This window comes from Pyxidicoccus xibeiensis, from assembly GCF_024198175.1.
Taxonomy (GTDB): domain Bacteria; phylum Myxococcota; class Myxococcia; order Myxococcales; family Myxococcaceae; genus Myxococcus; species Myxococcus xibeiensis.
This window is the reverse complement of record NZ_JAJVKV010000007.1, coordinates 192,541-213,249: the sequence shown is the minus strand read 5'-3', so window position 1 is coordinate 213,249 and position 20,709 is coordinate 192,541. Positions and strand designations below refer to the sequence as shown.

The window sequence follows — 20,709 nt, the reverse complement described above, 5'->3', positions numbered from 1 at the left end:
ACGGGGGCAAGACCTGGGAAACGAACTGGACCGCCGACTTCCACAAGGTGGCGTGAGGCACACCGCAGTAGCTCGGCGAATCCTGGAGTGACCGTCAGAAGTCGACGGAACGGCAGTGGGGATTACTCGGTCGGGAACATGGCCTTCACGGCCTTCGCCTTGAGCCCGAGCGAAAGCCCCGGCGTTCCGTCAATCACGACGTCTGGCGACAAAAGAGCTTGAATGAGCGAGCTGCCGCTTACTTCCTCGGAGCTGATGGTGCAGTCACGGGGAGCCACGTCGAAGAGCGCAATCAGCGTCTTTCCCGAGGAGCTCTCCGCGCAGCCACAGTCAAGCTGTCCGGGCGCGTGGCAATCCGCGCTGACCTGTGCGGAGAAGGAGAGGGCCATCGCGGGAATCAGCTTCGCCTGAACGTCTGCTTCGGACATGGCGCCTGCGACGATGATGGTTTCCACTGCTGACTCCGACGCCCCCCTTGCCCGGATGCGCGCGCCCATCAAGGTTGCCTTCAGCGGGGCGGCGCCCAGTGTGATTGCGAGTGGAAGGGTGCCTGGACCTCCGTTGAAGATGCCCCCGGAAAAAGCTCCGGAGAGCGCGGCAACGTTCGGCGAGTCAGGGGCCAGCGTGAAGGTGCCCATCCCTTGCAGATGCCTTCGGCATTGCGTGTCAGCTCCCGAGGCGCACGCCGCGGGGTTTGCCGTGGCGGGGTCTCCCCACTTCATCGCCACGGAAGCGGTGGCATCGTTCGAGAGGTTGTCGGCGGCGAAATCGAAGAGCTGGATCGTACTTCCGCGGTCCACCCCGGTTGTCACTGACGATTGAACATCGAAGCCCTGGACCACGAGCGTGCCAAACATCTGGCCCAGCTGGTTGTCCACCGAGCCATCGCCGTTGAGGTCCAGGCCGTACTCGCGCGCCTGGGAGTTGTTGGTGGGCACGGCAAGCTCGCTCGCGACGTAGGTGTAGTGCGCGCCGCCTCCCGTCCCCGGCGCGTCCTTGTCGTCCGAGCAGGCAATCATTCCGAGGGAGAGCCCAATCCAGGCGAGTCGTGAGTTCATGGTGAGAGGCTCCTATGTCTCGACTGTAGAGGCAACCAGCGCTTTCCGTCCGGCGCGGCAGTCCCGCCCAGAAGGTGTGCGCCGCGAGGGTGGCGGGCAACCCCGGCTGGCCGGGGAGGCTGAAGTCACCGAATCCCGCTCCCCTTGACGTTCTAGGGGGCAGTCTCTACTCTCCCCAAGACATTCTAGGGGAAGCACCGACGACGGGACGCGCGTGATGCGAATCGACCTGCTGCAGGGCACGCTGGACATGCTCATCCTCAAGGCACTCACCGGCGGGGCCCTGCACGGCTACGCGGTGGCGAGCTGGCTGCAGCGGACGACGGACGACGCGCTGCGGGTGGAGGAAGGCTCGCTCTATCCCGCGCTGCACCGGATGACCCGGCGAGGCTGGGTGAAGTCGGACTGGGGCGTCTCGGAGAACAACCGGCGCGCCCGCTTCTACACCCTGACGGCGGCGGGCCGGCGGCAGCTCGAGGAGGAGTTCTCGGCCTGGGAGCGCCTGACGGAGGCGGTGGCCAAGGTGCTCCATGCCCGGCCCGCGGCGCAGCGCGCATGAGGAGGGACGAGCCCATGGCCTGGATGGTGGACCGCTACCGCGCGCTGCGCTCCCTGCTGCGGCGCGAGCACCTGGAAGACGACGTGGCCGAGGAGCTGGAGTTCCACCTGGCCATGCGCACCGAGGAGTACGTCGCCCGGGGAATGACGCCCGAGGCGGCCCGTGAGGAGGCCCTGCGGCGCTTCGGCAGCGTGGACGCCTACCGGAGGCAGACGCACATGATTGACGAGGGCCTGGCTCGTGAGCAGCGGCGCATGGAGCTGTGGGACATGGTGCGGCGCGAGACGCGGCAGGCGCTGCGCTCGCTGGCGCGCAGCCCGGCCTTCGCGGTGATGGCGGTGCTCACGCTGGCACTGGGCCTCGGTGCGACGACGGCGCTCTACTCGGTGGTGGACGCGGTGGTGCTGCGCCCGCTGCCCTATGCGGCGCCGGAGCAGCTCGTCTGGCTCGACAGCCCCGTGCCCGGGGTGGGGCCCGAGGCCCGCTGGGGCCTGTCCGAGGCGGGTTACTTCCACTTCGCGCGGGAAGCCCACGGCCTCTCCGCGCTGGGGGTGTTCTCGTTCGAGAGCGGGAGCCTCGCCACCGACGAAGGCGCGGCGCGCGTGGACACCGCGTGGGTGAGCGCGAGCATGATGGACGTGCTGCGGGCCCGGCCGGCGCTCGGCCGCCTCCTGCCGACGGACGGCGACCTGCCCGGCGCGCCGCGCATCGCGGTGCTGGGGTACGACTTCTGGGTCCGCCAGTACGGCGCGGACCCGCGCGTGCTGGGCATGAAGGTCCGCCTGGACGGCGTGCCCACGGAGGTGGTCGGCGTCATGGCGCCAGGGCTCCACCTGCCGGATGACACCGTGGACCTCTGGGCCCCGCTGATGCTGGACCCGTCGAGGCCGCCGGAGAACTCGCACTGGCTGCAGGCCGTCGGGCGGCTGCGGGACGGCGTCACGGTGGCGCAGGCCCAGGCCGAGCTCACCGCGCTGACGGCCCGCCTCCCCGCGCTCTTCCCCGGTGCGTACAGCGAGGACTTCATGCGCGAGCGGGGCTTCTCCACGGCGGTGACGCCGCTCGCGCGGCACGTGGTGGGCGACGTGGACCGGGTGCTGTGGTTCCTGCTGGGCTCGGTGGCGCTGGTGCTGCTCATCGCGTGCGCCAACGTGGCCAACCTCTTCCTCGTACGCGCGGAGGCGCGGCGCCGCGAGCTGGCCGTGCGCTCCGCGCTGGGCGCCGCGCGCGGGGACCTGGCCTGGCATGCGCTCACGGAGAGCCTGCTGCTGTGCCTGCTGGCGGGCGGGCTCGGCCTGTCCCTGGCCTGGGGCGCGCTGCGGCTGATGCTGGCGCTGGCGCCGCCCGGGCTGCCGCGCCTGGAGGAGGTGGGCCTGGGCGTGCCTGGCGTCGCCTTCGCGGCCGTGCTGTCCGTCGCCGCGGGGCTCGTCTTCGGCCTCTTCCCGCTGACGCAGGCGGGACGGGGCCTGGCCGCGCTGCGCGAGTCGGGGCGGGGGCTCACCTCCTCTCGCCGGCGCAACCTCGTGCGCGGGGGCATCGTGGTGGGGCAGGTGGGGCTCGCGGTGGTGCTGCTCGCGGCCGCGGGGCTCATGCTCCGCAGCTACTGGACGCTGTACAACGTGGACCCGGGGTTCCAGCCTGGCCAGGCGCTCACCTTCGACCTGGTGCTGCCCGAGACGCGCTACCCGTCGTCCGACGAGGTGAACCGCTTCCACCGCGAGCTCCTCGCGCGGCTGGAGGCGCTCCCGGGCGTCAGCAGCGTCGGGGCGGCCTCGCGGCTGCCGCTGCGCAACTTCAGCGGGTGTGCGGTCCTCTTCACCGAGGGGGGCGCCCAGCCGTCCGCCGAGCCGCCCTGCCTGCCCGTCATGCGCACGGCCCCGGGCTACTTCGAGTCACTGGGCATTCCGCTGCGCCAGGGGCGCGAGCTCACCTGGGAAGACCTCGATAGGAAGGCGGACGGCGTGGTGGTGACGAACGCGCTGGCGGAGCGGCTGTGGCCGGGCGAGGCCGCACTCGGCAAGGGCATCCGGGGCAATGGCCATGGACCGCCGTACTACCGCGTCATCGGCGTGACGGGGGAGCTGCGGGCGCATGGGCTGGACAAGCCACCGTCGGAGGCGGTGTTCTTTCCGCTCGCGCAGGCGGAGGGCCTTCCGCTGTGGGGGCCGGCCCGCTCGCTGAGCGTGGTGGTGCGCACGGCCACCACGCGCCCGGAGTCGCTCGCGCCCGCGGTGCGGGACATCATGAAGGAGCTGGACCCGTCGGTGCCGTTGGCCAATGTGGAGACGCTGGAGCGCGTGGTGGCGAAGTCACCGTCGGTGGCACGGGCGTCCTTCACGCTGTTCCTGCTGGGCATCGCGGGAGGGATGGCGCTGCTGCTGAGCGTGGTGGGGCTCTACGGCGTCATCTCGTTCATCGTCGGCCAGCGGCGCGGGGAGCTGGGCATCCGCATGGCGCTCGGGGCCCGGGCGGCCCAGGTGGCGGGGCTGGTGGTGTTCCAGGCGCTGCGCTTCGCCGCGCTCGGAATCGTGCTCGGCCTGGCGGGTACGTTGGCGATGAGCCAGGTGCTTGGCGCGCTCCTCTTCGAGGTGAGCCCGACGGACCCTGTCGTCCTGGCGGCCGTCTGTGCGCTGCTCGTCGCCCTGGCCGTGCTGGCCAGCTACGGGCCCGCGCGCCGCGCCGCGCGCGTGGACCCGGCCGAGGTGCTCCGCTCGGAGTAGCCCCGCCCCGTCAGCGGATGACGGGCAGGGCGGCTCCCGGCTCGTGCCGCGGGACGGCGCCCCTCCGCACCGGGCCCTGGCGCCTACCGCCGTGGCAGCTCCGTCTCCTCGTCAGTCGGTCCGAGCACGCGCGGCCCTTCCGGCGTCCACACGATGGGGTCGATGCACATCCGCCGTGCCGTCTGGCCCACATCCCACGCGTGGTACACCATCACGTCCTGACCGTCAGGCCCGACGACGACGCTGTTGTGCCCGGGGCCGATGATGCGACCGGGGACGGTCCGCAGCAGCGGAGGCACACCCCGGGGCTCGGTCCACGGCCCGAGCGGGTGGTCGGCGACGGCATGGGCCACGCCGTACGACGGCGTGAGCCACGAGCCGCCGGAGTAGAAGCACCAGTACCGCCCGTGCCGCTTCACGACGGACGGTCCCTCCAGCGTGTGCCAGTCGTAGACCTGGCCGTACATCGGGCGCTGGCGGAGGTAGAGCTGCCAGTCATCCGACGGCGTGAGGATGGTGCGCGGCCCCCCGCGCAGGGCCGTCATCCCGTCGAGCACGTCGACCGCGAGCATCGTTCCGACCCGTGCACCCTCGAGCACGTCCCGGGCATGGAAGAGGTACCAGGTCCCGTCGTCATCCCGGAACGGCGAGGCATCGATGGCGAACCGCTCGTCCGGGCTCAGGTTGACGCCCTGGTCCCGGAAGGGGCCCGTGGGCGCGTCCGCGACGGCGACGCGCAGGTGGTGGCCCCGGTCCTCGAACCCCACCGAGTAATACATCCACCAGCGCCCCTCGTGCTCGGCGACCTCCGGCGCCCAGTAGTCCGTGCCCTGTCCGGGCGGCAGCGGCTCGAGCGCGCCACCCACCGAGGTCCAGTTCACGAGGTCGGGGGACGTGAGCACCTCGAACGGTCGTCCGTCGACGACCTTCCCGGTGCCATAGGCAACGTAGCCATTGCCCGTGCGCAGCACGAACGGGTCAGCGAAGTAGCCGGTGTGGACGGGGTTGCGATAACGAATCGGCATGGCGGCTGGATATCACGGCCTCCACGAGGTGCGGCTCCAGCGCGGTGCAGCGCTACCTCTACTTCAAGAACGACGGGAACACCCCCCGCCTTCGACAAGCCAACGGAACTCTTCGCCCAGCGGCGCTCCCCGGACGGGCTCAGCCTCGCCGGCGCGCCCCTCATCGCCCCGCCCTCGCCGCGCTGAGGCTCCGGGGGCTCCCGGGCCTCAGCGCGAACCCGCGCGCGCTAGATGCGGAAGCGGATGCCCAGCGCGTAGATGCTCTCCTCGTAGCGCACGTCGCGAGGGTAGACGTCACCCTCGGGCGTGAACTGCCGGAAGCTCCGGTAGGGATTGCCGAGGATGTTGGACGCGTCGAACGTGAAGGTGACGCCGTCCCACGGCTTCGCCGTCCAGGGCGCGTAGCTCGCCGAGAAGTCGAGCCGCGAGACGCCGTCCACGAACTCACCCGTGAACCCGTCGCCCTCGGGGTTCTGGACGTAGGTGGTAATCCAGCGCGTGCGGTGGTTGTACGCCAGTCGCGCGGAGAGCCCCTCGCGCTCGTACATGGCGACGAGGTTGTAGGACCACTTGGACACGTTGGGGATGCGGCCCGACTCGCCCAGCTCGAGGTTGAAGCCCGTGGGGAAGGCCTGCTCGTCGTCCAGGTACGTGAGGTTGGCGTAGACGCCGAAGCCGCGCGCCCAGCCCTGCGGGAGGAAGTCGAAGAAGCTCCCGAGCGACGTCTCGAAGCCCTGGATGCTGCCCTCGCCACCGTTCACCGGGATGTTCACGCGCACCCGGCCCGGCCCGTAGACGGGGTCGTCCCGCGTCACGTCGAGGTTCGTGATGAAGCCGCTGATGTCACGGTGGAACAGGGCGAGTGACGCCATGCCGGTCTGCAGGAAGTAGTACTCCACCGAGGCGTCGAAGTTGTTCGAGCGCACGGGCTCGAGGTCCGGGTTGCCGCCCGTGCCGGTAATCTGGCAGCTCGGCGGCGGGTTCGGCTCGGACAGACAGCCCGGGGGCGAGTTGAGGGTGACGGGGCGCATCTGGTCGAAGCCCGGCCGCGTGCGCGTCTGGTTGGCGGAGAGCCGCAGGTGCAGGTCGGGGATGAAGCGAATCCTCGCGGTGGCGTTGGGAAGCAGGTCGGTGTAGCTCCCGCTGCCCGTCTGGGGGGCACCGCCCGTCGGCGTGGTGGTGACCTCGGTGTTCGTGCTCACCACCCGCACGCCGACGACGCCGTCCACCGGAATGCTTCCGGCCTTGAACTCGTAGCGGGCCTGGCCGTACCCGGCGTAGGTCTGCTCGCTCGCATCGAAGACGCGCAGCCGCTCGGGCGTGCCGGGGTTGAAGCCCTGGATGGCGCGCAGCTGCTCCACGTTGTCCCGGATGCTGTCGTACGTCGGCACCACCCACGTGCGCGGCCCCAGGATGTCGCTGCCGCGGAAGCCGCCGCGGAACCTGTGGAGCTCCACCGGCAGCTCGGACAGCGGCGTCCCGGCCGCCAGGCCACAGGGCGCACCGGGGTTGCCGCCGTCATCGTTGGCGCAGTAGCGCTGACCATTCTCCTGGTAGGCATCGCGCGTCGTGGCCCGGAGCCCGAACTCCAGCTTGGGCACGAAGGAGACGTTCGTCTTCAGGTCGGCGTCCGTCCGGAGCTGCCAGTCGTCACCCGCCGCCACGTAGGAGCGGTCGAAGAAGCCGAGATAGCGGAAGTTGGCGGGGTCCGTCAGGTCGTAGTCCCGCAGCCCGAACTCCATGCCGCCGGGCCCGCGCGGCACGTCGAAGTCGACGTCGAAGGTGGGGGAGGTGGCCAGCTCCTGGTCGAAGCTGTAGAGCGACAGGTCGAACCGGCTGTTCGTCCTCGCGATGTCGGCCGTGACGCGCAGCGGCCCCGCCTCATACGCACCACCGACGGCGAGCTGGACGGTGTCCGTCTCGCGCAGCGTGGCGCCCTGGAACATGAACGGCCGGGCGGCGTTCTCCACCGTCAGGCTCTGCGCCTGGTCCAGCGTGCCCGGCCGCAGCCTCACGTCGGTGTACCGGGCGCCGTCGCCCCACAGCCGCATCTCCAGCTGACGGTCCGAGATACTGTCGCGGTACCCCTGCCAGAGGCCCTCGGCATAGAACTCGAGCCTGTCGTTGGGCTTCCACTGCACCGAGCCGTTGACGGACGGCCGCTCGCGCTGGCCCCCGCCGTAGAAGATGCCGACCACGTCCGGGAAGCGGAACTGCTCGCCCGTCTCGGCGGACGTGCCGGTGTTGATGACGCCGGTGTTCCAGCGCGCGGAGTCGAGGTAGTTGAGGCGCGTATAGGAGAAGTTGACCAGCGCGCCGATGTCGCCCGCCCCGGTCTGCCAGCGATTGGTGATGAGGAGGTTGGCGTTCGGGTCATACCGGCCGGACTGGTTGGCGTAGGCGCCCCGCACGGAGCCGGAGACCTCGAAGCCGTCGAAGTCGAACGGCCGGCGCGAGCGCACGTCGATGAGGCCGGCGAGGCCGCCCTCGACCTGCTCGGCGGTCGTCGTCTTGAAGACCTCGAGCGCCGCGATGCCGCCCGACGGGAAGTCGGCGAGCGCGACGCTGCGCGTCTCGGCGGTGAAGATTTCGCGGCCGTTATAGGTCGTGGTGAGGTCACCCAGGCCGCGCACCAGCACCTGGCCGTTCGCCTCGCCGCGGGCGCGGTCCACCTGGACGCCTGGAATGCGCGCCGCCGTCTCGGAGACGGTGACGTCCGGCAGCTTGCCGATGTCCTCCGCCACCACCGTGTCGACAATCTGGTCGGAGTTGCGCTTGACGCTCTGCGCTTTCTGCATGCTGCGCTGCAGGCCGACGACGACGATTTCCTCGCTGAACTCCTCGGCGCCGACGTCGTAGGTCTCCACGGTTTCGGCGACCGTGCCCGCGTCCGTCTGCGGCGGAGGGCTCTGCACCACCGGTCCGGCGTCCGGCGCCACCCCGGCGTCCGGCGCGGCTTCAGGGGCGGGCGGCGTGCTCTCTTCCGTCTGCGTGGGCGCATCCGTCTGGGCCGCCCGGGCTCCGGAGGGGGCAGGGGAGAGCATCAGCAGCGCGAGGGTGGTCGGACAAAGAAGAAGCGTCTTCAAGCGCATCCAGTGCACTCCTAAATTTTCATGCATTCCGGGTTTGTGCGCTTGGCATCTGCCTTAGGGGTTGGAGGGTGTCAAGCTTCCGGCACGCAGTGGCAGATGTTTCAATGCGGCTCTGTTGGACCAAGGTCCAATGGCCTCCCATGGCGGGTTTCCCAGCTCTTTCTTCCAGCACGATATCGGCTGTGATTTCATGCGTGCTGCTCGCTCACCTCCGTCAGCGGCTTTCAGCACGCAGGCTCGCGCGTCCATCTTCATTGCAGGAGGTATCGTGCAGCGGACTTCCTTCGGTACGGCCCCGGGCGGACAGCCCGTGGAGGTCTACACCCTCACCAACCGGCAGGGGATGGAGGCGCGCGTCGCCAACTACGGCGGCATCATCCTCAGCCTGCGCGTGCCGGACCGGGACGGCCGCTTCGACGACGTGGTGCTGGGCTACGACTCGCTGGCGGACTACCTGGCGGCGTCCCCGTACTTCGGTGCGCTCGTCGGCCGCTATGGCAACCGCATCGCCCGGGGCCGCTTCACGCTCGACGGCCGGGAGTACGTGCTGGCGACGAACAACGGGGTGAACCACCTGCACGGCGGGCTCGAGGGCTTCGACAAGGTGGTGTGGGCGGCGGCCCCGTTCGAGAACGACCAGGGCATGGGCCTCGTCCTCACCTACGTCAGCCCCGACGGCGAGGAGGGCTACCCGGGGACGCTGACGGCGCGGGTGACGTACACGCTGACCGCCGACAACACGCTCGTGTTCGACTACCACGCCACCACCGACAGGCCCACGCCGGTCAACCTCACGCAGCACAGCTACTTCAACCTCGCGGGCGATGGGCGGCGCGACATCCTGGGCCATGTCGTCACGTTCAATGCGGACCGCTTCGTCCCGATTGACGCGACGGCCATCCCCCTCGGCCCGTTGCGCGACGTCTCGGGGACGCCGTTCGACTTCCGGCGGCCCACGGCCATCGGCGCGCGCATCCAGCAGGACGACGAGCAGTTGCGCAACGGGCTCGGCTATGACCACAGCCTCGTGCTCGACAAGGGCGGCCAGCCCGGCGCGCTGACGCTGGCCGCGCACGTCCTGGAGCCCACCACCGGCCGGGTGATGGAGGTCCACACTACCGAGCCGGGCATGCAGTTCTACTCCGGCAACTTCCTCGACGGCACGCTGAAGGGGAAGCGGGGCGCCGTCTACCACCACCGCTTCGGCTTCGCGCTGGAGACCCAGCACCTGCCCGACTCGCCGAACCAGCCGGCCTTCCCCTCGACGATTCTGCGCCCCGGCGAGCAGTACCGCTCTCGCACCATCTACCGCTTCTCTGTCGCGGGCGCGTGAGCTCCGCTTTCCCACCTGGTGACAACTTCGATGACGCTCCGCGAACAGGTCGAGCAGGACTTCCACAAGCGCTTCGGCGCGGCCCCCACCGCCGTCGTGCGGGCCCCGGGCCGTGTCAACCTCATCGGTGAGCACACCGACTACAACGATGGCTTCGTGCTCCCCATCGCCATCGACCGCGAGGTGTGGATTGCGCTGCGCCCGCGCGAGGACCGCCGCGTCGTCGTCCACTCGCTCGACTACGGCGCGTCCCTCTCCTTCGAGCTCGGGCCCCTGTCGCGCACCGGCACGGAGTGGGGCGAGTACCTCAAGGGCGTCGCCTGGGCGCTGCAGGAGGCTGGCCACACGCTGAAGGGCTGGGAAGGGGTGATGAGCGGGGACGTGCCGCGCGGCGCGGGGCTGTCCTCGTCCGCCGCCGTGGAGCTGGCCACGCAGCGCGCCTTCGCCACCGTGAGCGGCCTGCCGTGGCAGCCCGCCGCCATGGCGCTGCTCGGCCAGCGCGTCGAGAACCAGTGGATGGGCCTCCACACCGGCATCATGGACCAGATGATTGTCGCGGGCGGACGCAAGGGCCACGCGCTGCTCATCGACTGCCGCGACCTGAAGCTCCAGCCCGTGCCCGTGCCCGCGGGCGCCGTGGTGGTCGTGCTCGACACGGGGACGCGCCGGGGGCTGGTGGACTCCGCCTACAACGAGCGCCGCAGCCAGTGCGAGGCGGCCGCCCGCTTCTTCGGCGTCAAGGCGCTCCGGGATGTGGACGCGGAGACCTTCTCGAAGCGGGAGCACGAGCTGGACGCGCTGGTGCGCCGCCGCGCGCGGCACGTCATCACCGAGAACGACCGCACCGTGCACGCCGCCGAGGCGATGCGCGCCGGAGACCTTGTGCGGCTGGGCCGGTTGATGGACGCCAGCCATGACAGCCTCCGCGACGACTTCGAGGTCACCAACGAGGCGCTCGACACCATCGTCAAGCTGGCGCGGGCGGAGCCGGGCTGCTTCGGCGCCCGGATGACGGGCGCGGGCTTCGGCGGCTGCGCGGTGGCGCTCGTCGCCCCCGCTCAGGCCGAGGCGTTCGTCCGGAGCGTCCATGCGAAGTACACGCAGGCCACGGGGAACACGCCGCAGTGCTACGTGTGCCAGGCCGCGGACGGGGCGAGCGTCGTGTGACGTGCTGCCGGCTGGAGTCCTGAATCCCTCTTGTCAGTCTGGCGAAGGGCCACGTGGCCCTGCCGCTGCGCCGGGGCGTTACCGCCCCCAGGAACGTGAAAGATGGCGGATGTGCTGCTTCGGGATGTGCGGAAGCAATATGGCTCCCAGGCGGTGATTCATGGTGTCTCACTCGAGCTGCGACACCGCGAGTTCATCGTCTTCGTCGGCCCCTCGGGGTGCGGCAAGTCCACGCTGCTGCGGATGATTGCCGGCCTGGAGCAGATCAGCGGCGGTGAGATTTCCATCGGCGGGCGTCGGGTCAACGACACGCCTGCGGGGGACCGCGGCGTCGCCATGGTCTTCCAGAACTACGCCCTCTATCCGCACATGACGGCGGCCGACAACATGGCCTTCGGCCTGCGCAACATCGGCACGCCGCGCGCCGAAATCGACGAGCGCGTGGCGACCGCCGCGAAGACGCTGCAAATCGAGCACCTGCTGAACCGCCGCCCCGCGCAGATGTCCGGCGGCCAGCGCCAGCGCATCGCCATTGGCCGCGCCATCGTCCGCCGGCCCGACGTCTTCCTGTTCGACGAGCCGCTCTCCAACCTGGACGCGGCGCTGCGGGTGCAGATGCGGGTGGAGCTGGTGCAGCTCCACCAGCGACTGGAGGCCACCTCCATCTACGTCACCCACGACCAGGTCGAGGCGATGACCATGGCGGACCGCATCGTCGTCTTCCGCGACGGGCGCATCGAGCAGGTGGGCACGCCGCTCGAGGTCTACCGGACGCCCGCGAACACCTTCGTCGCCGGCTTCATCGGCGCCCCCAAGATGAACCTGCTCGAGACGCGGGTGGTGGCCGCCAGCCCCGGCCAGGTGGAGGTCGCCCTGCCGGGCGGCCGGGCCGTGCTCGCGGCGGATGGCCGCGCGCTGTCTTCGGGCGCGCCCGTCACCTTCGGCGTCCGCCCCGAGCACGTCCGGCCGACGTCGGGCGAGGGCATCTTCCGGGGGCAGGCGCGGGCCATCGAGCGGCTGGGGCGCGAGACGCTGCTGCATGTGGTGGGGGCAGACGGGGCCACGCTCATCGCCACCGACGCGGGTGACAGCCAGGTCCGCCTCGGCGACACCGTGACGCTGGCGCTCGAGCCCGGCAGCGGCCGGCTCTTCGGCGGGGATGGACTGGCCCTGCCGCCCACCGCCGCGAGCGCCGCATGAGGGCCCAGGCCATGAGTGTCCCCCAGGCCCCGGAGGCCGGCTCGCGGCGAGGCGGGCTGGCGCGCCATCGCAATGCCATCGCCGGCTATGCCTTCCTGGCGCCCTTCCTCGTGTTCTACGGCGTCTTCCTGCTCTATCCCTTCGCGCTCGGGCTGTGGATGAGCCTGCACGACTGGGAAATCGTCGGGGACTTCCGCGAGTACATCGGCCTGCTGAACTACGTGGAGCTGTGGGACGACCCGTACTTCTGGGAGGCCCTCAAGCGCACCCTGCAGTTCGCCGCCATGACGGCGCCGGCCGCGACGCTGCTGGGCCTGGCCCTGGCCCTGGGGCTCCAGAAGCCGCTGCGGCGCTACGCCGCGCTGCGGGCCGTCTTCTTCGCCTCCAACATCTTCTCCGTCACCGTCGTCACCCTGGTGTGGTCCATGGTGCTCAACCCCGACCGGGGCCTCATCGCCAACGGCCTGCGTGCGGTGGGGCTGGAGCCCATCGCCTTCCTGGCCGACCAGGACTGGGCCATGCCGGCGCTGATGGTGAGCACCCTGTGGTGGACCGCCGGCTTCCCGATGGCGCTCTTCCTCGCCGGCCTCCAGGGCATTCCTCCAGAGGTCTACGAGGCGGCCCGGCTCGACAACGCCTCGCGATGGGCCGTGCTGCGGCACATCACGCTCCCGGCGCTCGCGCGCACCACGCTGCTCGTGGTGGTGCTCCAGACGGTGATGCACCTCCAGGTGTTCGGCCAGCCGCTGCTGATGACGCGCGGCGGGCCCGCCAACTCCACCCGGCCGCTGGTGCAGCTCATCTACGAGACGAGCTTCCGTGACTGGCGCTCGGGCTATGCCTCCGCCATCTCGGTGGTGCTGTTCGTCCTGATGTTCAGCGTGGCGCTCCTGCAGCTGCGCCTGTCACGGCAGGAGGGGGAGTCATGACCCGGACCCTGGGAGACCGCCTCATCCTCGTCCTGCTGGTGCTCGCCGCCTTCGTGTGGATGATGCCCATGCTGTGGGTGCTGACGCTGTCGCTCAAGCCCAACGAGGAGCTGGTGCGCTCCACGCACGGCATCATCCCCTGGCCGCACACCCTGGAGCACTTCTCCACGCTGCTGCGGGTGTCGCTGACGCCGCGCTGGCTGCTCAACAGCGTGGTGGTCGCCCTGGGCATGACGGCGGCCACGCTGCTGCTGTCGTCGCTCGCCGGCTATGCCTTCGCCCGCATCGACTTCCCCGGCCGCCGCGCCGTCTTCCTGCTGGTGATGGCCGGGCTGATGGTGCCCGAGCAGGCCATCCTCGTGCCCCTGCACGCCATGTTCGCCAGCTGGGAGCTGCACAACACGTACTTCTCCCTCATCGCCCCCCGCCTGGCGGCGCCGATGGGAGTGTTCCTGATGACGCAGTTCTTCAAGGCCATTCCGCGCGAGCTGGAGGAGGCCGCGGAGCTCGACAACGCGGGCCGCTTCAAGGTCTTCTGGGCGGTGATGCTGCCGCTGTCGCGCCCCGCGCTGACGACGCTGGGCATCTTCACCTTCCTGTTCGCCTGGAACGACTTCCTCTGGCCCGTCGTCACCGCGACGCAGCCGGAGATGTACACGCTCAGCGTCGGCCTCGGCTCGCTGCAGGGCAACTTCGCCATGTCGGAGGGGCTCGGCTTCCTGATGGCCTCGGCCGTGTTCGCCAGTGCCCCGATGCTCGTTCTCTACGTCGTGTTCCAACGCTACATCGTGCAGGGCATTGCCATGACCGGCGGCAAGTAGCCGGCTGGAGCCGCTCCCATGAAGATGAAGACGCTACTTCCGGCACTGCTGCTGGCCGCGACTCTCGGTGCCGCTCCCTCGCGGGCCGCGACGGAAATCACCCTGTTCCGCTTCTTTGGCGGCTGCAGCGACGAGTACGCCAACGTCACCGACCTGTCGAAGGCCGTGGGCGAGTGCGGCATCATCCAGGTGCTGACCAACAAGTTCAACGCGGAGAACAAGGACGGCATCACCGTCAAGACGCAGTCGGTGGAGTGGGGCGTCTACTACGACCGGCTGAGCGCCAACGTCGCGGGCCGCACCCCGCCGGACATCGCCGTCATGCACCGCAGCGTCCTGCCGAACTACCAGGTGCGCAACCTCCTGCTGCCGCTCGGCAAGGACTTCACCGCGGTGGGTGTCGACGTCGCGGACTTCGTGCCGGCGGCGCGCGAGGCCGTCACCGCCGACGGCGAGGTCTGGGCCCTGCCGTTCGACCTGCACGCCCTCCTGTGGCACGTCAACGCCGACCTCTTCCTCCGGGCGGGGCTCGTGGACGACAAGGGCCAGCCGAAGCTGCCCACCAGTCCGGCCGAGCTGATGCAGCACGCCGCGACGATGAAGGCGAAGACGGGCAAGCCCTACTTCGCCATCCCCTCCGGCGCGGACCCGATGCCGTCCTGGCAGTACCTCTCCTGGGTCTGGCAGCAGGGCGGCAACATCGTCGACGCGGAGAAGAAGCAGGCCCTGCTGGAGTCGAAGGAGAGCCGGGAGGCGCTACGCCTGCTCAACGCGCTCTACGCGGCCGGCCACGCCAACCCCCGGCACGACTACGCCGCCGCGCAGCAGGCCTTCCTCGCCGGCGAGGCGGCGGTGCTGGTGAATGGCACCTGGGGCGTGGACACCTACGCGGCCCAGGCGGCGACCGGGAAGTCGGGCCTCGAGAACTATGTCGTGCGTGACATGCCCGCCCTCTACGGCAGGGAGGCCGTCTGGTCCGACAGCCATTTGTGGGTGCTGCCGAAGCAGTCCAAGCCGGATGCGGCGAAGCACAAGGCGGCGCTCACCTTCCTGAAGTTCCTCAACGACAACAGCCTCCAGTGGGCTCGGACGGGCCACCTGCCGGTGCGCGCCTCGGTGCTGCGGGGCGCGGAGCTGCGGGCCCTGCCGCACCGGGCGGAGTACACGCGCACCGCCACCATCGCCACGGCGCTGCCGCCCATCCAGTACCAGCGCGCCCTCGGAGACCTGCTGGTCAACGAGCTGAACTCCACCTGGCTCATCAACGAGGACCCGAACAAGGCGCTGGCGGATTCGCAGCGGGCGGCTGCGAGCATCCTGCGCCGCTCCCGGCGCAGATAGCCGCCTTCGAGGCTCCCTTGCCTGCCCGGGGTCCAGGCCGCGCTCCGGGGCGGGCCCCGGCACTCCGATTCTGGAGTGGAATGCGGCCGCTACCAGCAGTTCATGCCCACATGACTTCTCCCGACGACCGTGAAGCTCCGCGTGGCCCCTCGGCTGCCCAGACGCCCGGGGCCCATCCCCTCCGCCCCGACACCCACCGAGACCCGGCGGCCCTCATCGACCTTCCGCCGGACGCGCCGCGCACGCTCGGGGACGTCGTCGCGAAGCAGCAGCGGGTTCCCGAGCCGCTTCTCCAGGAGACGATGCCCGACCCCTTCGTGCTGCGCTTGACGGCGGCGAGCCCCGGTGGTGCGCGTACCGCCGGCTTCTGGTTGATGGCCACCACCAACGACCAGCCGTTCGCCTTCCGGCTGTATCGCTTCGACGGCGGTCGCTGGGTGCCGCACATGAGGGATGGCAGGCACTGCGCCATCTTCCCCGAGGGACGGCTTCCCACGTGGTGGAACGCCGGCGAGCCCGACCCGCTCTCGCCGGACCTTCCCAGGGACCTCGTCGTGGCGCGCTGGGCCCCCGAAATCGACGTGCGCAACGGGCTGCTCACGCTGCACTACACCGCGAGGGACCGTGCCGGCATCCTGCGCTCCGCCTACGCCACGGCCACGTCCATCGACGGGGAGTGGACGGACCATGGCTACCTGGACATCAACGTCCGCGTGAGGGACCTGGCGCCCGGCTACCCGGGCGGGCCCGCCGGTGAGAACCCGTGGGTCGGGATGATTGATGGCCACGTGGCCTCGGCCGTCGACGGGGAGGGGAGGGAGCGGACGTTCCTGCTCACCAAGGTGGACGGCAACGGGTTGCAGTGGACGGACCCGGTGACGGGGCAGCGCCACAAGGCGCCCACGCCCATCCTGTCGCACGAGTTCCGGCAGGACGCCGACGGCCGCATCACGCTCCTGGGGCCGGCGAAGGTCCTGCTCACCAATGGCCCGCATCACGACGGCCTCGTCGAGGGCCAGTTCGTGGTGAGCGAGAACGGCCAGTCCTACCTCGCCTACAGCGCCGGCTTCTTCGGCAACTCCGAGTACCGCACGTACATCGCGAAGGTGGACCTGCTGGCTCACCAGGTGTGGGACGAGCGGCTCCTCATCGACAGTGCGAGTCCGGCGCTCGGCGGGCAGTGGAACGGCCCGGGCCACCCCTCGTTCGTGCGGCTGGGCGAGGGCCTCTACGCGATGTACCTGCACGTGTGGCGCAACGGCACCGACTACTCCAAGGACGGGGACCAGCGCAGGGCCATCCAGTGCCATGTCGCCTTCCGGGACCTGGAGGGCCGCCCGTGTGAGCCGTTCCTCGTGGAGGAGCGCTTCTCCAACCCTGCCTGAGGGAGCATCGGATGGAAGTGAGACACCAGGACACCCACGAGCCGGCCGACATCATGCGCGGCCTCTACGGCGACGGCATCATCGGCCTCAAGGGCGCCTTCCCACGCGACTGGGTGGTGCGGATGCGCGAGGACATCGAGACGCTCTTCGCCGAGGCCCGGCAGGTGCCCGGCGGCGCGCTGCCTCGCGGGCCGCAGCGCTGGTACGTCGAGGTCCACCCGGAGCGCATCCGCGGCTTCGTCGACATCGTCACCCACCCGTGGTTCGTCGCCGTCTGCGAGACGGTGCTCGGTCCCGACTACCGCATCGTCGAGGTGGGCTTCGACATCCCCTTCCCGGGCGCGGCCGACCAGCCCTGGCACCGAGACTTCGCCGTGCCGGAGGCCACGACGAAGGGCCGCCGCCTCAACTCGCTGGCCTTCAACCTGACTGCCGTGGACACCATCCCGGAGATGGGGCCGTTCGAGGTCGCTCCCGGAACGCAGTGGGACCAGTTCGACGGGTGCGCCAAGGGCATGTTCCCACCCCGGGAGCTCTGGCCGCGCTACATCGCCCGCGCGGTGCAGAAGCTGCCTCGCATGGGCGACATCTCCGCCCGCTCGGCCCTCACGATTCACCGGGGCACCGCCAACCGCTCGGACCAGTCGCGCCCGGTGCTGGTGGTCGGCGTGGATGCGCCGGATGCGACGAACGCCCAACACCATGACCTGCAGGTGACGCGGGGCTACCTGGCGTCGCTGCCACCGCGCGTGCGAGACCACCTCACCTACCGCGTGGTCGATGCGCTCGAGACGGTGGTGCAGCACCACACCATCGAAGGACTGCTGAAGCCCGCCTACTGAGCAGCGGTCCGGAGAGGCGCGCCGCGGGAAGCGGAAGCCCTGGCGCGCGGCGGCACGCGGTAGACTCACCGGACCATGCCACGTCGCCAGACGACCGAGGCGGACTACCAGCGGAGGTTGCTGCGGGTCCAGCAGTACCTGCAGGAGCACCTCGACGCGCCTCTCGAGCCCGCCGCCCTGGCCCACGCGGCGCACTTTTCGCTGCACCACTTCCACCGCATCTTCCGTGCGCAGATGGGGGAGACCGTCATGGAGCACGTGCGCCGCCTGCGCCTGGAGCGGGCCGCGCGCAGGCTCCGCGCCGCGGACGTGCGCCTCCTCGACCTCGCGCTGGAGGCGGGCTACGAGTCCCACGAGGCCTTCACGCGTGCGTTCATCGCGCGCTTCGGCGTGCCCCCGTCCTCGTTTCGCGAGCAGCCCTCGTCGCGAGTCCTCGCCTGGCAGCAGGCGCATCCCCGTGCGCCCGCGGCGGACGTCCAGCTGCGCGACTGCCCGGCGGTGCACGTGGCCTTCATGCGCCACCGCGGGAGCTACGCGGACGTCGGGCACTTCTGGGAGCGGATGATGGCGTGGGCCGCACGCCAGGGGCTCCTGGGCTCGGCGCCCGTGCTGTACGGCGTGTGCCCCGACGACCCCGAGGTCACCGAGGAGGCCCTGCTGCGCTTCGATGCCTGCGTCGTCGTCGGTGACGGCTTCGTCGCGGATGACGCGGTGGGTGTCACTGACATCCCCGCGGGCACGTACGCCGTGGGACTGCATCGCGGCTCGTACGCGCGGCTGGGGGAGACGTACCTCGACGTCATCGGACGCTGGTTCCCCACCAGCGGGTACGAGCCCGCACCGGATGCGGTCATCGAGCACTACCTCAATGACCCCGCATGGACTCCCGAGGAGGCGCTGCTCACCGAGGTCCGTGTCCGCGTCGCCGACTAGGACAGCCCCACCATCACCTCGGCCTCCATGTGGCCCTGGCCCACGGTGGTCCGCGCATGGCGCTCGTAGTCGGCGGCGTAGCGCCGCTCCCCGCGCCGCTCCCACGCTTCCCATACGTGAGCCCAGGTGCGCCAGAGCGCCTGGGCCGGGTCGCCCCGGGCCATGAACCGCGCGTAGGGGCCACGAGGGATGAGCACCCTGCGCATCCCGTCGGGGACCGGAGTCTCCGCTCCGGCGCGCACGCCGAGGACCAGCGTGTAGGGGCCCCGGAAGTCGCTCTCGTAGTCACAGTAGACGGCGTAGATGTCGCCCGCCTCGGGCAGCCTCGGCAGGAACTCCCGCATGAAGCGCTGCCAGAAGGCGGGGATGTCCCGGGCGGCCTGCTCGGGCGAGGTGCGCAGCGCCGGGCCAAGGATGACGAGGTCTTCGTCCTGCTTCAGGTACTCCGCATGCATCTTCGATACTCCGCGTTCGGGTGGCAGCGACCCGGAGGAAGGTAGCGGGAGCGTCCCGGGCCCATTTGACGGCCCGTGCTCTTTTCGCGGCGAGCCAGCCCGACGCCACTCCCGTGTTCCACGTCCGCCCGGCCCTGTATGGTTCGCCCGCTCGCACCGACTCCAGGCCCCAGGGCGGCAACACGACCTGGAGGGTGTTCGAGAGAGGGGGATACACTCCGATGTGGCGTTCGATTCTGCTTTCGCTGTTCGTAGGCCTCACCGCACCGGGCTGCACCGACGACGAGCCTTCACCGGCTCCGGATGGGGGCGTTGGAGGGCCTCCGGACACCTCGGTGCGCGTCAAGCGCGTCTTCCGCCACTACACGGCTGGCGGGATCGAGGAGCGGCCGGAAGACTTCACCCGGAACCCCGTCGAGCTGTTCCGCCGGGACGGCGACACGCTCGTGGCGGTCTCCGGCGCGGCCGGTGGGCCAGGGGAGTACGTGTTCCCGGACGTGCCCCAGGCCACCTACTACGTGAAGCTGGGCAACACCTACGTCGTCACGGAGGCACGCAGCCTCGACCTCGGGGTCCGCCGGGTGGGCCGGGCGGATGCCATCGACGTCGAGCAGTCTCCGACGGCGTTGCTGGACCTGCGTGAGCTGGACCCATGGCACGTGTATCCCGGCGGCCCCAGCTTCCTGGAGGACCCTGAATCCAGCCTGGAGCTCGTCTCCGACGAGCTGGGCCTGGTGGCGCACATCTCGCCTGGCCTGCCAGATGGCATCAACTACGTCGTCGCGCACGAGGTCCCCCTCGCAGTCCTGTCCGGACCGATGAAGCGATTCGAGCAGGCGCGAGGAGACAAAGCCCGACTGGTGCAGCTGTCTCCCCAGCTGTTCGGCACCCTTCCGGATGGGAGCGACCAGCGCTACCTCAGTGCGTCCCGCGTCCTCAACCTGCCCCCGCTCTCGTATGACGGCACCGCGCCCCTGCGCGTCGAGGGAACCCTCGAGCCGCTGCCCCAGCGCGAGCTGCCACTGAACTGGAGGGTCTCCGCCTTCGCGGCCCTCGCCGCCGAGGTGAACCCGGCGGCAACCCTCCGTGAATCACGGCTCAACCTGTATCCGGCCGCGTACGGGCTGGACGAGGGGTGGATTGGCTACTCCGGCGGAGTGCTCAGGCTCGCCCGGCCCTTTGGGGTCTCCGCCGATGCCGTGGGCACGCTGCACTTCGGCAATCCCACGCCTGCTCATTGGGGCCTGGTCGCCGATGTCATCTCCCACTTCAGCTTCCGGGCCCAGGATGCCATTGGAAGCTCCATCCAGCTCACGACCAACATGTCCACGCGGGACGTGGCCTCCCGCCTCACCGCCGGTCCCATCGTCCCGCGCATCCTGCCGCCTCGCGCGCTGACGCTGGACGGAACGGAAGCCTACAGCTCGCGCGCGCTCACCCCGGGCGCCCACGTCGTCGGATGGCAGCCGCCCTCGAGCGGCGCCGCTGACGCCTACATGGTGATACTGCGGCGGCGCGGGGGTCGTGACGACGGATTCCCCACGTTCCTCACGGAGGCCACCCTCTACGTGGACGGAAGCGCCACCTCCCTCCTCCTGCCTGCGGGACTCCTGCAGGCTGGTGAGCGCTACGTCCTCACCGTGCGAGCCATCCTGGCCGACGGGTATGAGGTGTCGGACCGGCCGCTGATGCTCAACGACCGCCTGCCCTATAGCGACGCGGCTGCGCTGAGCGGACTGCTCAGCGTCCCCGCGCCGTAATCCGGGTGGACAGCCTCTCGTCTCATCCGCGCGACGGAGGCTCGTGGCACCCCTATGTCGCGCCCGCCAGCGCCCGCCAGGTCCGCTGG

At 70.3% G+C, this 20,709-nt stretch carries 16 protein-coding genes; 12 read left to right on the top strand and 4 right to left on the bottom strand.

Going from position 1 to position 20,709, the window contains the following annotated elements; genetic code table 11:
- Window positions 1–122: 122 nt before the first annotated feature.
- Window positions 123–1,058 carry a hypothetical protein gene (locus tag LXT23_RS30075; protein WP_253983786.1) on the bottom strand — a complete coding sequence of 312 codons (936 nt, stop codon included), beginning with the start codon at window positions 1,056–1,058 and terminating at the stop codon, window positions 123–125.
- 217 nt (window positions 1,059–1,275) lie between these two features.
- Here LXT23_RS30075 and LXT23_RS30070 point away from each other — a divergent pair, with 217 nt between their 5' ends.
- Together LXT23_RS30070 and LXT23_RS30065 are read left to right on the top strand one after the other, a co-directional pair.
- The gene (locus LXT23_RS30070) at window positions 1,276–1,617 is read left to right on the top strand and encodes a PadR family transcriptional regulator (protein WP_253983785.1); all 342 of its coding nucleotides are present in this window, start codon (window positions 1,276–1,278) and stop codon (window positions 1,615–1,617) included.
- A 14-nt stretch (window positions 1,618–1,631) separates the two neighbouring features.
- Complete coding sequence (locus LXT23_RS30065; protein ID WP_253983784.1) at window positions 1,632–4,337, top strand: ABC transporter permease; 2,706 nt, start codon at window positions 1,632–1,634, stop codon at window positions 4,335–4,337.
- An 83-nt stretch (window positions 4,338–4,420) separates the two neighbouring features.
- Here the strand turns inward: LXT23_RS30065 and LXT23_RS30060 are convergent, their stop codons facing one another.
- Together LXT23_RS30060 and LXT23_RS30055 are read right to left on the bottom strand one after the other, a co-directional pair.
- Window positions 4,421–5,362, bottom strand: a complete 942-nt coding sequence (locus LXT23_RS30060) for a glycoside hydrolase family 43 protein (RefSeq protein WP_253983783.1) — start codon at window positions 5,360–5,362, stop codon at window positions 4,421–4,423.
- Window positions 5,363–5,589: 227 nt separating this feature from the next.
- The gene (locus tag LXT23_RS30055; RefSeq protein ID WP_253983782.1) at window positions 5,590–8,454 is read right to left on the bottom strand and encodes a TonB-dependent receptor; all 2,865 of its coding nucleotides are present in this window, start codon (window positions 8,452–8,454) and stop codon (window positions 5,590–5,592) included.
- 268 nt (window positions 8,455–8,722) lie between these two features.
- Here LXT23_RS30055 and LXT23_RS30050 point away from each other — a divergent pair, with 268 nt between their 5' ends.
- From LXT23_RS30050 to LXT23_RS30010, 9 genes are all read left to right on the top strand, one after another.
- Entirely contained in the window at window positions 8,723–9,787 is a 1,065-nt protein-coding gene (locus tag LXT23_RS30050; RefSeq protein ID WP_253983781.1) for an aldose epimerase family protein, read from the top strand.
- Between the two features lie 30 nt (window positions 9,788–9,817).
- Complete coding sequence (gene galK, locus LXT23_RS30045; protein ID WP_253983780.1) at window positions 9,818–10,954, top strand: galactokinase; 1,137 nt, start codon at window positions 9,818–9,820, stop codon at window positions 10,952–10,954.
- A 102-nt stretch (window positions 10,955–11,056) separates the two neighbouring features.
- Window positions 11,057–12,154 carry an ABC transporter ATP-binding protein gene (locus LXT23_RS30040; RefSeq protein ID WP_253983779.1) on the top strand — a complete coding sequence of 366 codons (1,098 nt, stop codon included), beginning with the start codon at window positions 11,057–11,059 and terminating at the stop codon, window positions 12,152–12,154.
- Window positions 12,155–12,165: 11 nt separating this feature from the next.
- Window positions 12,166–13,083, top strand: coding sequence for a carbohydrate ABC transporter permease (locus tag LXT23_RS30035; protein WP_253983778.1), 918 nt, complete (start codon window positions 12,166–12,168; stop codon window positions 13,081–13,083).
- Window positions 13,080–13,904: a carbohydrate ABC transporter permease gene (locus LXT23_RS30030; RefSeq protein WP_253983777.1), complete on the top strand. Its 825-nt coding sequence runs from the start codon at window positions 13,080–13,082 to the stop codon at window positions 13,902–13,904. The genes LXT23_RS30035 and LXT23_RS30030 overlap by 4 nt, the downstream gene beginning before the upstream one ends.
- 18 nt (window positions 13,905–13,922) lie before the next feature.
- Window positions 13,923–15,245 carry an extracellular solute-binding protein gene (locus LXT23_RS30025; protein ID WP_253983776.1) on the top strand — a complete coding sequence of 441 codons (1,323 nt, stop codon included), beginning with the start codon at window positions 13,923–13,925 and terminating at the stop codon, window positions 15,243–15,245.
- Between the two features lie 110 nt (window positions 15,246–15,355).
- Window positions 15,356–16,630 (top strand): glycoside hydrolase family protein, encoded by a 1,275-nt coding sequence (locus tag LXT23_RS30020; RefSeq protein ID WP_253983775.1) that lies wholly within the window; start codon window positions 15,356–15,358, stop codon window positions 16,628–16,630.
- An 11-nt stretch (window positions 16,631–16,641) separates the two neighbouring features.
- Window positions 16,642–17,472, top strand: coding sequence for a phytanoyl-CoA dioxygenase family protein (locus LXT23_RS30015; RefSeq protein ID WP_253983774.1), 831 nt, complete (start codon window positions 16,642–16,644; stop codon window positions 17,470–17,472).
- Window positions 17,473–17,547: 75 nt separating this feature from the next.
- Entirely contained in the window at window positions 17,548–18,405 is an 858-nt protein-coding gene (locus tag LXT23_RS30010; RefSeq protein ID WP_253983773.1) for an AraC family transcriptional regulator, read from the top strand.
- Here LXT23_RS30010 and LXT23_RS30005 read toward each other — a convergent pair.
- The gene (locus tag LXT23_RS30005; protein ID WP_253983772.1) at window positions 18,402–18,860 is read right to left on the bottom strand and encodes a GyrI-like domain-containing protein; all 459 of its coding nucleotides are present in this window, start codon (window positions 18,858–18,860) and stop codon (window positions 18,402–18,404) included. The genes LXT23_RS30010 and LXT23_RS30005 overlap by 4 nt on opposite strands.
- Before the next feature lie 221 nt (window positions 18,861–19,081).
- Here LXT23_RS30005 and LXT23_RS30000 point away from each other — a divergent pair, with 221 nt between their 5' ends.
- On the top strand, window positions 19,082–20,620 hold the full coding sequence (locus LXT23_RS30000; RefSeq protein WP_253983771.1) for a hypothetical protein: 1,539 nt from the start codon (window positions 19,082–19,084) through the stop codon (window positions 20,618–20,620).
- The last annotated feature ends 89 nt before the right edge of the window (window positions 20,621–20,709 follow it).

What these genes read in the sequence shown, in the direction of transcription:
- LXT23_RS30055 (WP_253983782.1), bottom strand. Translation starts at nt 8,454, where the DNA reads ATGCGCTTGAAGACGCTTCTTCTTTGTCCGACCACCCTCGCGCTGCTG.
- LXT23_RS30040 (WP_253983779.1), top strand. Translation starts at nt 11,057, where the DNA reads ATGGCGGATGTGCTGCTTCGGGATGTGCGGAAGCAATATGGCTCCCAG.
- LXT23_RS30010 (WP_253983773.1), top strand. Translation starts at nt 17,548, where the DNA reads ATGCCACGTCGCCAGACGACCGAGGCGGACTACCAGCGGAGGTTGCTG.
- LXT23_RS30020 (WP_253983775.1), top strand. Translation starts at nt 15,356, where the DNA reads ATGACTTCTCCCGACGACCGTGAAGCTCCGCGTGGCCCCTCGGCTGCC.
- LXT23_RS30030 (WP_253983777.1), top strand. Translation starts at nt 13,080, where the DNA reads ATGACCCGGACCCTGGGAGACCGCCTCATCCTCGTCCTGCTGGTGCTC.
- LXT23_RS30065 (WP_253983784.1), top strand. Translation starts at nt 1,632, where the DNA reads ATGGCCTGGATGGTGGACCGCTACCGCGCGCTGCGCTCCCTGCTGCGG.
- LXT23_RS30075 (WP_253983786.1), bottom strand. Translation starts at nt 1,058, where the DNA reads ATGAACTCACGACTCGCCTGGATTGGGCTCTCCCTCGGAATGATTGCC.
- LXT23_RS30015 (WP_253983774.1), top strand. Translation starts at nt 16,642, where the DNA reads ATGGAAGTGAGACACCAGGACACCCACGAGCCGGCCGACATCATGCGC.
- LXT23_RS30060 (WP_253983783.1), bottom strand. Translation starts at nt 5,362, where the DNA reads ATGCCGATTCGTTATCGCAACCCCGTCCACACCGGCTACTTCGCTGAC.
- LXT23_RS30035 (WP_253983778.1), top strand. Translation starts at nt 12,166, where the DNA reads ATGAGTGTCCCCCAGGCCCCGGAGGCCGGCTCGCGGCGAGGCGGGCTG.
- LXT23_RS30000 (WP_253983771.1), top strand. Translation starts at nt 19,082, where the DNA reads ATGTGGCGTTCGATTCTGCTTTCGCTGTTCGTAGGCCTCACCGCACCG.
- galK (WP_253983780.1), top strand. Translation starts at nt 9,818, where the DNA reads ATGACGCTCCGCGAACAGGTCGAGCAGGACTTCCACAAGCGCTTCGGC.
- LXT23_RS30070 (WP_253983785.1), top strand. Translation starts at nt 1,276, where the DNA reads ATGCGAATCGACCTGCTGCAGGGCACGCTGGACATGCTCATCCTCAAG.
- LXT23_RS30025 (WP_253983776.1), top strand. Translation starts at nt 13,923, where the DNA reads ATGAAGATGAAGACGCTACTTCCGGCACTGCTGCTGGCCGCGACTCTC.
- LXT23_RS30005 (WP_253983772.1), bottom strand. Translation starts at nt 18,860, where the DNA reads ATGCATGCGGAGTACCTGAAGCAGGACGAAGACCTCGTCATCCTTGGC.